The sequence below is a fragment of the Alteromonas mediterranea DE genome, assembly GCF_000020585.3.
Classification (GTDB): domain Bacteria; phylum Pseudomonadota; class Gammaproteobacteria; order Enterobacterales; family Alteromonadaceae; genus Alteromonas; species Alteromonas mediterranea.
Map to the genome: position 1 here is coordinate 2,807,915 of NC_011138.3, position 11,940 is coordinate 2,819,854.

The window sequence follows — 11,940 nt, forward strand, 5'->3', positions numbered from 1 at the left end:
TTTTACGGGTTAAGCAATACTGGCGTGCCAAGGCCCAGCGCTTCTAAGCGTTTAAACTGTGTCGCTTTATCCCCTACAACTAGGTAAATCATTTTACCTGGGTGTACGTAAGCGTTGTACAGGCGCTTTACGTCGTCTACTGTTAGCGCTTTTACTTCTGCCTGCTGCTGTAGTACGTAGTCGTTAGGTAACCCAATATCACTTATTTCATCTACCATATTCAACTTTGCCCCGAGTGTCTCAAAGGCACGCGCACCAGATTTCAATGTGAATCCTTTCGTAACCTCAAGATCTTCACTTGAATACCCGTTGCCGTATGAAAGCAAAATATCTTGTATAGCCTGTGTCGCTTCTAAAGTTACATTCGAACGCACTGCACTTTTTATAATAAATTCACCGGTATACTGGTCGCTTGAAAACGATGAACGAATACCATAGGTGTAGCCCTTGTTCTCACGCAGTTCTTGCATCAGTTGTGAAGCGAAGCCGCCGCCTCCTAAACGGTAATTCATCACGCTGGCCAGATAGGCATCACTGTGCGTCGCTTTAGGGCCTGCATGGCCAAAATACAAAACAGACTGCTTGGCATCCGGTACGTCATAGAAAAATAATTGAGACGTTTCAGGTAAAGATGGCTCTGAAACGATGGGAAGCGATACCTTTTTCGGTACCCAAGCACTATTTAGCGTAACTAATGCCTGTTTAACGTCTGACGGCTCGATATCGCCCACCACATGAAACTTAGCTACAGATGGGGAAATATTGTTCCTGTAAAAAGCCTTAACGTCATCGAGGCTGATGGCCGTGACACTTTCCTTTTCACCCAGCGGGGTCTGCGCGAACGGATGTGCGTTACCGTAAAGCAGCGCTTTAAATTCTGCCGCAGCAATGGCATTTGGGTTGGCCTTAATTTGCTCAATTTGATTAATTACATCGTCTTTGGCAAGTGCAAACTCTGCTTCATCAAAGCGAGGCGAGAGCAATACTTCAGTAACAAGCGCCATTAGCGCATCGTAATGCTTAGACAGTACCGAGCCGCTAATTGTTACTGCCGTTTCCGATGCATTCGTTTGAAGAGTGGCGCCTAAAAGCTGTATTTCCTGTTCTAACTGCTTTGGTGTTTTCGTTGCCGTTCCCTTAAGTAAAAGTTCTGCTAATAAGTTAGCTGTGCCTGCTTTTCCTGCTGGGTCGAGCAGCATTCCACCATCGAGTTTTATTTCAAAAGCCACTAACGGCACTTCGTCATTTGAAATACCGGCTATATCAATGCCAGATGACAAGGTGCTTTGCCATACTTGTGGCGGCGTAACCTCTATACTCGCTCCATAAGCAGGCTCTTTTGCTCTATCAAAGGAGGAAGGCGTACGCTCATAGTCAGCAGCAATTGATGCATCAAACGCCTCTTCTGCACCTTCAACGATTAATTCTTCAACCACGTTAGCTTTTGTTGACCCGGCAAGAACAAGTTCCTTATTGCCTTTAGGTACAAAACTAGAGGCGACATAAGGCTTGTCTTTAAGATAGGTGCGATATACACGCATTACATCGTCTTGTGAAACACCTAGAATTTTTTTGACGTCTTGGCTGATAAAAGCCGCGTTTCCCGCAAAAATTTCGTACTGTGCAAGCTGAAAGCCTTTTCCTAACACACTAGAAAGCCCTTGATAGAATTCGGTTTCCTGCCCCGCTTTAATGCGCGCAAGGTCTTCAGGTGCAATACCCTCTTTCTCAAAACGCGCAAATGCTTCTTCAATGCCTGCATATACTGCATTTAAATCAACGCCATTAAATGCCATGACCTGAAGCTGTAGCTGCCCCGCTAATTCTGCATCGTAACCATAAAGATAAAGGTTACTGGTGAGTTTTTTCTCATCAATAAGTACTTTGTTTAACGGCGCGTTTTTACCTTCGCTTAGATATTGAGAAAGCACCTGAAGCGCGTAGTAGTCGTCGTGGTACTGGGGAACCGTGGGCCAAACCATGGTAAGCATAGGTGCTTGAGCAAAGTTATCGATATGGAAGCGTTTGACTGTTTCATCTAACTTTGCTGGCTGGGTTGCAAGTTTAGGAATTGTTTCTCCCGCCGGTATTTCAGCGAAATACTTTTTAACCCAAGACTTTGTTTGTGCAACATCGATATCCCCCGCGATGGTTAACACCACATTATTTGGTACATACCATGTATTGAAAAACGCTTTAACATCGGCAAGCGTTGCATTTTGAAGGTCGTCTAACGACCCTATTACCTGCCAACTGTATGGATGCCCGGCTGGGTACAAGTTTTTGTCGATGACATACTGGTTGTGTCCGTAGGCGCGATTATCTACGCGTTGACGTTTTTCGTTTTTCACCACCTGCTTTTCTTTCGCTAGCACGGGGTCTGTTACCGTATTAATAAAGAAGCCTAATTTGTCAGCTTCAGCCCAAATCATTTTTTCCAACGCATCGATAGGTACAGTTTGATAATAATTAGTGCTGTCTCGGCTTGTTGAGCCATTCGCCCCTGAACCTCCAATACGGGCACTGAGCTTATCAAGCCCGCCTTTACCTAAGTTTTCAGATTCTAAGAAAAGGAGATGTTCAAACAGATGCGCAAACCCCGTGCGGCCCTCTTTCTCCCTTGCTGAGCCCACGTGTGCAGTCAGTGCCACCGCGGCGACAGGGTCAGACCTATCTACGTGTAGCAACACGGTTAGCCCGTTTTCTAGCGTAAAGCGTTCATACTCTACATTGAACGAGGACGCGCGCTTGTTAACGGTTTGAGACGCTGATAGTGAGGCTGCTTGTGTGTTGAGGGCAGGCTTGCCGCTGTTAGTGCAACCTATGGAGATTGCACTTAACGCCATAACAGCAACGGCATTACACATTCGCGTTCGTTTGAATGTTTTGAGCATGGTTCTTAATCTTCGCTAATTAAAAGACGTAACAAGTACCACAAGCACACAGTGAGCGCTACGGCATTCCCTATCCCTCATCATTTGTTTTGCACTAATAGCATTTGAAGCGTTGGCAGAAACCTCTCAAATTAGCAATTTAAGTACATGATTTTTAATATATTTATAAGTAAGTACAACAAGCGAAAACGAAACTTTTTGTAGTGGACCCGACCACTTTTCGACACAGTTAGTTACATTTTCCCCATCGCAATGTTGAACGAACTGATTAGATTTATATCTGCACCTGTTACAAGAGATTGTCAAAGGGCACTGGCGACCTTTACATGCGTTCATTTTCCCGGCAGTGAAACGCTGGTCAGATCTGTAAAAATAGCCGCTGTTGAGCGGCGGATAAAAATGTAGAGGTACTACACGATAACTTAAATATTACAATTCATACGACTGTACAAGCGTGTATATCCCACACTCCCTTCTATCCATAACCCCCACAAAATACACTAAGCCATTGATTATATGAAATTTTAACTTCTTATTAATTACTCAAACAAAAAGAATATCATACGATTAAGTAAGAGACGGTTTACACACTTTGTAACCAAGTGTCACATATTTCGCATATTCCCCTATTGCAACTTTAGTATGAGGAGTGCTATTGATAAATCTGCAACAAATAGTGTTGCCGAAACACACAACAAGTAAAATGGATAATAAGGAAATAACAATGAAACAAGGTCGTAAAGTAAGTGCTATAGCAGTGGGATTAGCGCTTGCAGGAATTACCTCACTAAGCCCAGTGCATGCACAACAAGCTGACGAAGAAGCAGCGAACCTTGAACGAATTGCAGTAACGGGCTCTCGCATTAAACGCACAGATATGGAAGGTCCCTCTCCTATTCAGTCAATTGACGCCACAATGATTGAAGGCATGGGCTATGAAAACCTTCAGCAACTATTAGAAAGAATGCCCGCTACCGGGGCAGGTACTTTCTCAACACGTAACAATAGCCAAGACTCAACCGCTAACGGCGCAGCAGCTGTATCGCTTCGAGGTATGGGGCCAGATGCAACGCTAGTGCTTATTAACGGTCGCCGAGTAGCAATCAGCGCGTTTGCAGAAAGTATCACTAACTCATTTGTTGATATTAACTCTATCCCGGTATCAGCCATTGAGCGCATTGATATTCTAAAGGACGGCGCCTCGGCTATTTATGGCTCAGATGCGGTTGCGGGTGTAGTAAACGTAGTACTTAAAAAAGATTATGAAGGTCTAGAGATCAATGCAGGCTACGGCGGCACAACAGGCCCTAGTTACGATGAAACCACAGCAAGCATTTTGTGGGGTTCGCAAAGCGAGAAAAGCAGTGCCACTGTTATTATCGACTATTTCAATAACAGCACCCTAGGAGCTGACGAAATGGGTCGCTTCGGTACAGCAAACCAATCGCCTTACGGCGGCATGGATTTTCGCTCATCACGTGGGTACCCGGGTTATTTTTATGTTGATGGCGTAAAAACTATCGACCCAGACTGCCCGGAAGATAGCGCCACTGCGTCTGGTAGTTGTTTATTCGACTACGGCCCGTTTGGTTTAACGATTCCAGCCTCTGAGCGCGTAGGCTTTATCGGTCAATTCGACTATAAAATTGGCGATGAAACTACCGCGTTTATGGAAGTTGCTATGCAGCACAATACGTCTGAAGCAGGCGGTGCAGCAACGCCCCTTGACGAAGACGCAGGCTTGACAGTTCCGGGCACTCACCCTGATAACCCTTTCGGACAAGACATTGAAATAGGTCGCTACCGCCCTGTGGATGCTGGCGCTCGCCGTTGGGATATTGAGTCAGACACCCTTCGATTAGTCGCAGGTTTACGCGGTACGTTTAACGACTACGACTGGGAAGCGTCGGTTCAAAAAGGCCGCAGCCGTTCAGAGCAAAGCGGTGACCAATCGCAAGGTTGGGTTCGCGTTGATTGGCTACAAGAGCAAATTGATCTTGGCAACTACAATCCCTTTGGCGGCGTAACTAATCCTCAAAGCGTAATTGACGAAATTACGACCAGCCTAGTGCGTCGTGGTGAATCGCGCATGACCAGTGTTGATGCGCATATCACGGGCGAAGCGTTTGATTTTGGCGATGATGTCGTCATGATGGCGGCGGGTGTTGAATACCGTGAAGAGCAAGTGTCTGACGTTCCAGACGTTCAGTTCCAACGCGGTCTGATCTTTGGTACTGAGTCAGTATCAGCTTCAGCAGAACGCGATCAGTACGCAGCATATTTAGAGCTTTCAATTCCTTTGGCTGAAGAGCTAGAGCTACAGCTTGCAGGCCGTTACGACCACTACAGCGACTTTGGCAGCACGACTAACCCTAAAATTGCGTTACGTTGGGCACCAAGCGATGAAGTTACGGTTCGCGGTTCATGGGCCCAAGGCTTTAGAGCGCCTTCGCTTGCACAAGTGGGTTTAGGCCCATCACAGAAAAGCGTATTCTTTGTTGATCAATACCGCTGTCAAGCAACAGGTCAAGACTGTGAATCATTGGATTACAACATCGAGTTTGCGGGTAACCCTAATCTAGATGCAGAAGAATCAGAGTCATGGAACGTGGGCGTGATCTATGCGCCTATTCAAGAACTGGGCCTAAGCATCGACGTGTGGAGTATTACTCAAGATAACAAAATTGACGAACAGCAATTTGGTTTGGTTTACGACGCTGAGTGTAATAACCAGGACAGCACAATCTGTGTACGTCTAGACCCACAACAGGGTGAGTCGCTAGGTGTTATCCAGAAGATATTTAACACTTACCAAAACGTATCGTCACAAAAAGCCTCAGGTGTTGATTTCAGCGCTAATTACAGCATGGAACTACAAGAGTACGGCAACGTACGCTTCAACCTAGATTGGTCTTACATGAACGAGTTTGAAAAAGACGGTCTAGAGTATACGGGCGAATACGGTTACCCAGAGCACCGCTGGTTGTTTGGTACAACGTGGTCGAAAGGCGCGTTTGATGCCAATTTAAACATCAGCTTTATTGGGGAGTTTGAAGACACCCCTGATATCGACTTCGACGGTGTATTAGATTTTGAAGAAAATACCTCTAGAACCGTGGATTCTCAAATGCTGGTAGACCTTCAGTTTGGTTACAACTACAGCGATAACCTTCGCCTAGTGATTGGTTCTAACAACTTGCTAGATGAAGAGCCGCCGTTTGCAATCGGTAACGGCGATAGCGACCTTTATGGTTATGTTGGCAGCGTACACAACCCGCGTGGCCGCTTTGTTTACTCTAAACTAACTTACCGCTTCTAAAAGTAGCTAAAACGACAAAGCCCTCAATGCATTTAATATGCATCGAGGGCTTTTTATTTGTGTTGTTGAATGAATGTTTAAAAAAACAGATATTCAAAAAGGTACCTCTTTGCTGACGAAAACACTATATCTATAAAAATTAGAAAAAAGACCTGTTCTCTATACCTGATTATCGAATATTGCTAACTATGCGTTTGTATGAAAAATTACTCGAACCACCGACTATTTAGCGTTAACCATAAAAAATGCCAGCTAAGCCGGCATTATCTCTTTATAAGCTTTCACTTCAACGACCTTGAGTTTACATGCCAAAGTGGATAAGTATTAAATTACCGACCGCAGCACAAAGCATTGCCAAAAAGGTAAGAATCATGCCCGTAAAGCGCTGCCAGCTAACGCCAGAGTGGCGACCTAGCCCGTAAGCATGCAAAGCACGTCCAAACAGTAACGCGCTGCCTAGGGCATGTACGGCCCAAATTTGGCCGGTGTTTGCTTCGAAACACGCGATCATAATAAGCGTAATAGGTACGTATTCGCTAAAATTGCCATGGGCTCTAGCTAAGCGACTGAGATCTTCATGACCACCATCGCCAATGCCCACTTGGTGTCGACGTCTGGCACCAATGACTAAAAACGATAAATACAGGTAGCAAATACCCAGTAAGCTGGCGTAAAACGCCGTGATTGGCAAAACCATGGTCTACTCCACATGTTATAGTTATATCGCGTTGCGTTAATCTGCGCATGTCTTCTCATAGCATCAAAAGACATTAAACGTTATCCGCTAATAAGTTACAAGCAACAAAAAAGGCCGCACAAGCGACCTTTTATAAACGTTGTTAGTGATTAACCTAAACGCTCTGCAAGTTCAGCACTTACTTCTTCAACTGGGCGAGTACCATCTAGCTTGTGGTATTCACAGTTTCCGGCTTCGGCTTCAGCACTGTAATAATTTACTAACGGCTTTGTTTGCTCGTGATAAATCGCTAAGCGCTTGCGTACCGTTTCTTCTTTGTCGTCATCACGCACGATGAGGTCGTCACCCGTCTCGTTGTCTTTACCTTCCACTTTCGGCGGGTTGTAAACCACATGATATACGCGACCAGAGGCGGGGTGTACGCGACGGCCACCCATACGCTCAACAATAACGTCATCCGGCACATCGAACTCAATACAATGATCAACAGAAACACCTGCTTCTTTCATTGCATCAGCTTGTGGAATAGTACGAGGGAAGCCATCTAGCAAGAAACCGTCTTTACAGTCGTCTTGTGCGATACGCTCTTTTACTAGGCCAATAATGATTTCATCAGACACTAGCTTGCCTTCGTCCATTACACGCTTAGCTTCAAGACCTAACTCTGTGCCTGCTTTAATTGCAGCACGAAGCATATCGCCCGTTGAAATTTGTGGAATGCCATATTTGCCCATTAAGAACTGAGCTTGTGTGCCCTTACCCGCGCCAGGAGCGCCGAGAAGAATGATTCGCATGAGTGCGTTCTCCGCTTATGATTTTTGAACTTTTTACTTCGGGCACTTTACACATTCAGCACTAGAGTGACAAGTGTAAGGCGTACCCAAAAGTTAATCTTAAGACTAATGGCGAATATATGTTCAGCTTATAGGCGCTTTTGCTTTTTTATACCTATAGCTGAAGTTCACCCCTTACTTATTCATCGTCGCTCAGAATAAAAGAACGCGCCTGAATTTGATTAACTCGAATGATTAAACCACTAAAATATAGCATAACGAAAACAGTAAACTTACTTTTGTTAGCCTTATAAATAGAAAAACGGGCATTACGCCCGTTTTTATTGATTAAACTGTGGGTTTAACCGGTTATTTTGCCAACTTCATTAACAATGTGTTCAAGTTCTGAACAAAGGTAGAAGGGTCTTTCAGACTGCCTTGTTCTGACAGTGATGCCTGGTCAAATAACACGCCAACCCACTGATTGAACAACTCTTCATCTTGGGTATCTGCTAGCAATTTAACTAAGCTGTGCTCAGGGTTAAGTTCAAAGTGATACTTCACGTCTGGCACAGTCTGACCCGCAGCTTGCATAAGCTTCATCATCTGCGTTGTCATGCCGTTATCATCGGCAACAATAACCGCAGGAGAATCTGTTAGGCGGTGCGTGAACTTCACGTCAACTACCTTATCACCTAGCGCAGCTTTCGCTCTTTCAAGTACGCCTTCTACTTCTTTTTCTGCTTCTTCTTGCGCTTTCTTAGACTCTTCGTCCTCTAAGTCGCCTAAATCTAGGTTTCCTTTCGCAATTGAAACAAATTGCTTCTCGTTAAATTCAGTCAGGTGAGACATTAACCATTCGTCAATGCGCTCGCCCATTAGCAGTACTTCAATTCCTTTCTTGCGGAAAATTTCAAGGTGCGGGCTAGATTTAGCGGCCTGCAGACTGTCTGCAGTTACATAGTAAATCTTGTCCTGACCCTCTTTCATCCGCTCGATGTAATCGGCGAGTGAAACGGTTTGAGCGTCAGACTCATCGTGGGTCGATGAGAAGCGCAGTAGGCCCGCAATTTTTTCGCGATTACTAAAGTCTTCTGCTGGACCTTCCTTAAGCACGTTACCAAACTCGTTCCAGAACGACTGATACTTGTCGCTGTCGTTCTTCGCCATTTTCTCAAGCATTTGTAGCACACGCTTAGTGCAACCTTGACGCAGCGCTTGCGTGATCTTGTTATCTTGAAGGATTTCACGAGACACGTTAAGCGGAAGGTCGTTGCTGTCTAGTAAACCTTTTACAAAGCGTAGATAGGTTGGCATGAACTGCTCTGCGTCATCCATAATGAAAACGCGCTGAACGTAAAGCTTAAGACCGTGGTTTTGATCGCGGTTCCACATGTCAAATGGCGCTTTAGAAGGGATATACAATAAGCTCGTGTACTCGGTTTTACCTTCTACTTTATTATGTGCCCATGCTAGCGGGTCTGCAAAGTCGTGAGAAATATGCTTGTAAAACTCATTGTACTCTTCATCAGTAATCTCTGACTTCTCACGAGTCCATAGTGCGGTAGCCTTGTTAACCACTTCCCACTCGCCAGGCTGCGCTTCAATTTTCTCGCCATCTGGGCCTTCACTTTCAGGCACCTCATCTTTCCACATTTGTACAGGAATGCTGATGTGGTCTGAGTACTTGCTTACAATAGAGCGCAGACGCCATGTATCGGCAAATTCTTTTTCATCCTCGCGTAGATGAAGCGTAATCTCGGTACCGCGAGTAGGCTTGTTGATTTCAGCAATAGTGAATTCACCTTCACCGTCTGAAATCCATTCTACGCCAGCCGCTGCGTCAGCGCCCGCCGCACGGGTGCGCACGGTCACTTTATCTGCAACGATAAACGCTGAGTAGAAACCTACACCGAACTGACCGATAAGCTGCGAGTCTTTCGCACTATCGCCAGAAAGTTTGCTAAAGAAGTCTTTAGTGCCCGATTTTGCAATGGTACCAAGGTTGGCAATGACTTCATCGCGAGTCATACCAATACCGTTGTCTGTAATGGTCACTGTGTTAGCTTCTTTATCTACGCTTAACTTAACGCATAGGTCGCCATCATTTTCGTACAGGCTATCGTTTTCTAGCGCGCGAAAGCGAAGCTTATCTGCTGCATCTGCCGCATTTGACACGAGTTCACGTAGAAAAATTTCTTTGTTTGAATACAAAGAGTGAATCATCAGATGAAGAAGCTGTTTTACTTCTGTTTGAAAACCGTGAGTTTCTTTGTGGGCTGCTTCAGCCATAATCCAATATCTCCTCGTTGAATGGATCACGTTAACTGATAAACAGGTAAGGACGCTCAGCGCATTTTTCAACGTTTAGAACGAAAATTTATTTTATATGAGAGCGTTTTTTTGAAGGTAACGAGGCGGCGCAGAAATAATACACCGCAATTAAGGGCTTGATACGTTACTGTTACTGAGGTGCTAATTACGCGAAAACCATGCGCAACAAATTATAATTTGCGACGGCCTGAAAATGCATGAGTAAGGGTGTTGCCATCGATATACTCTAACTCCCCCCCAACAGGCACACCGTGGGCTATACGAGAGGCATCCACGTTGTGACTGGCGCACAACTGGGCAATATAATGCGCCGTGGCTTCTCCCTCAACCGTTGGGTTTGTAGCAAGAATGACCTCGTTAATGCCACCCGCGCTAAGGCGCCCTTCAAGTTCAGTTAATCCTATTTCTTCAGGCCCCACGCCATCGATAGGCGATAGATGCCCCATCAGCACGAAATACTGGCCTTTGTAGCTCAACGTTTGCTCGATAGCTAACACATCTTGAGGGCTTTCCACGATACACAATAAGCCACTAGCCTCTCTCTCTGGGTGACGGCATATTTCGCAAAGCTCATCTTCGGTAAACGTTCTACAGCGCTTACAGTGATGTATGTGCTCCATGGCATTGTGCAAAACGTTACTGAGGTCGATAGCACCTGTACGGTTTCGTTCCAAAAGGTGGAACGCCATTCTCTGGGCGCTTTTATTCCCAACGCCAGGGAGGCAGGTTAGTGCCTGGATTAATTCTGATAGTAACGGGCTAAACTTCATATTTTCTACTGCTTAGGTACTTCTTGGACGCTTTGTGGGCTTTCGCGGTATTTAATCACGTTCCGCTTTGCTTGGTCGAGTTTAACTTCGTAAATATTACCACCAAATAGCCCTTTGTACTCTTCATCGGTGAACACCAGAGTATTGTCATCATAGAATGTTACCGCTTCTTTTTGCGTCACCACACCAAGGTCTATGCGTGATACATAGCCACTGAAGAAATTATCACCCTCAAAGTTCTCAAATAACCATAAACTGGTTGAGTCAAGAAGTACCAGCTTAGTTCTATCTGGGCTTATTGCCGCTGAGGTTATCCAACATAACTTTTCTAGCGTGGTACAGGTTTTGAATTCCCCGATGAGCTGGGCATCGAAGTTAGCGGCGTGATCACCAACTTTATAAAGCTTGGTAATGCCGTCAAAGGGCTGTGTTCTGTTTTTCGTGAACAAATAAAGGTTGCGTTTATATTCAACAAACGCCTCTAAATCGTAATTTTTATCTTCAGGTTTAACTTTCCCATCACCCATTTCGGGGTAAGTAAACTTAATAATCTCCGCTTCCGTGGTGTCGGTTTTAATATCGATTGGGTTTTCTATTTTGTAAATAGTAAGCCAGCGGCGCTTGTTGTCGTTATTACCAAAGTCACCGAGAAAAAAGTGGCCAAAACTATTTTGCGTCATGTCCTCCCAATCCACATTTTTAGCATTTGTCACAGTCACTTTTCTTTCAATCGTGCCGTCTTTGTTAAGCATGTATAAGACGGGGCCGTCGCCACTGTCGTTTATTGCCCAAAGTCTTTTGTATTTGTCGAATTCAATACCGGAAATCTCTTTAAGCTTTGGGTCGACCGTCACTGTTTTCATTCTGAACAGTTCGTGAATACTCATGAAAAATAGCACGGCGGCAACGGGAAGTAGTATGACCGTGGTGATAACTAAGCCTTTCCTTAGCACTACAAAAGCCTCTAGATAATAATTGAGTTAACGTTTTCCCTGCGCTCAAAAATAGTGTTAGTTGAAAAGTAAGCTAGGGATAGGAAGTAAATAATATAACGAACCATGTGATAATAAAGACCATTTTCACACGAAGCGCATTTTAGTGCGATAGGTAAGTTTTTGATGACGTAAAATAGTACTTGAAGCAGCCTCTTCAT

At 44.8% G+C, this 11,940-nt stretch carries 7 protein-coding genes; 1 reads left to right on the forward strand and 6 read right to left on the reverse strand.

Features of this window, described 5'->3' with window-relative positions; translation table 11 throughout:
• Positions 1-2: 2 nt before the first annotated feature.
• Positions 3-2,894 carry a M16 family metallopeptidase gene (locus tag MADE_RS12480; RefSeq protein WP_023559766.1) on the reverse strand — a complete coding sequence of 964 codons (2,892 nt, stop codon included), beginning with the start codon at positions 2,892-2,894 and terminating at the stop codon, positions 3-5.
• Between the two features lie 724 nt (positions 2,895-3,618).
• On the opposite strand from MADE_RS12480, the gene MADE_RS12485 reads away from it, so the two are divergent.
• The gene (locus MADE_RS12485) at positions 3,619-6,213 is read left to right on the forward strand and encodes a TonB-dependent receptor (RefSeq protein ID WP_012519074.1); all 2,595 of its coding nucleotides are present in this window, start codon (positions 3,619-3,621) and stop codon (positions 6,211-6,213) included.
• 301 nt (positions 6,214-6,514) lie between these two features.
• Here the strand turns inward: MADE_RS12485 and MADE_RS12490 are convergent, their stop codons facing one another.
• From MADE_RS12490 to MADE_RS12510, 5 genes are all read right to left on the reverse strand, one after another.
• Positions 6,515-6,910, reverse strand: a complete 396-nt coding sequence (locus MADE_RS12490; RefSeq protein ID WP_012519075.1) for an MAPEG family protein — start codon at positions 6,908-6,910, stop codon at positions 6,515-6,517.
• A 149-nt stretch (positions 6,911-7,059) separates the two neighbouring features.
• Positions 7,060-7,704: an adenylate kinase gene (adk, locus tag MADE_RS12495; RefSeq protein WP_012519076.1), complete on the reverse strand. Its 645-nt coding sequence runs from the start codon at positions 7,702-7,704 to the stop codon at positions 7,060-7,062.
• A 348-nt stretch (positions 7,705-8,052) separates the two neighbouring features.
• On the reverse strand, positions 8,053-9,975 hold the full coding sequence (gene htpG / locus MADE_RS12500; RefSeq protein ID WP_012519077.1) for a molecular chaperone HtpG: 1,923 nt from the start codon (positions 9,973-9,975) through the stop codon (positions 8,053-8,055).
• Between the two features lie 212 nt (positions 9,976-10,187).
• A complete protein-coding gene (gene recR, locus MADE_RS12505; RefSeq protein ID WP_012519078.1) occupies positions 10,188-10,787 on the reverse strand; it encodes a recombination mediator RecR in 600 nt (199 codons plus the stop codon).
• A gap of 5 nt (positions 10,788-10,792) precedes the next feature.
• A complete protein-coding gene (locus MADE_RS12510; RefSeq protein WP_012519079.1) occupies positions 10,793-11,740 on the reverse strand; it encodes a hypothetical protein in 948 nt (315 codons plus the stop codon).
• Between the last annotated feature and the right edge of the window lie 200 nt (positions 11,741-11,940).

What these genes read in the sequence shown, in the direction of transcription:
- MADE_RS12485 (WP_012519074.1), top strand. Translation starts at nt 3,619, where the DNA reads ATGAAACAAGGTCGTAAAGTAAGTGCTATAGCAGTGGGATTAGCGCTT.
- recR (WP_012519078.1), bottom strand. Translation starts at nt 10,787, where the DNA reads ATGAAGTTTAGCCCGTTACTATCAGAATTAATCCAGGCACTAACCTGC.
- adk (WP_012519076.1), bottom strand. Translation starts at nt 7,704, where the DNA reads ATGCGAATCATTCTTCTCGGCGCTCCTGGCGCGGGTAAGGGCACACAA.
- MADE_RS12480 (WP_023559766.1), bottom strand. Translation starts at nt 2,894, where the DNA reads ATGCTCAAAACATTCAAACGAACGCGAATGTGTAATGCCGTTGCTGTT.
- htpG (WP_012519077.1), bottom strand. Translation starts at nt 9,975, where the DNA reads ATGGCTGAAGCAGCCCACAAAGAAACTCACGGTTTTCAAACAGAAGTA.
- MADE_RS12490 (WP_012519075.1), bottom strand. Translation starts at nt 6,910, where the DNA reads ATGGTTTTGCCAATCACGGCGTTTTACGCCAGCTTACTGGGTATTTGC.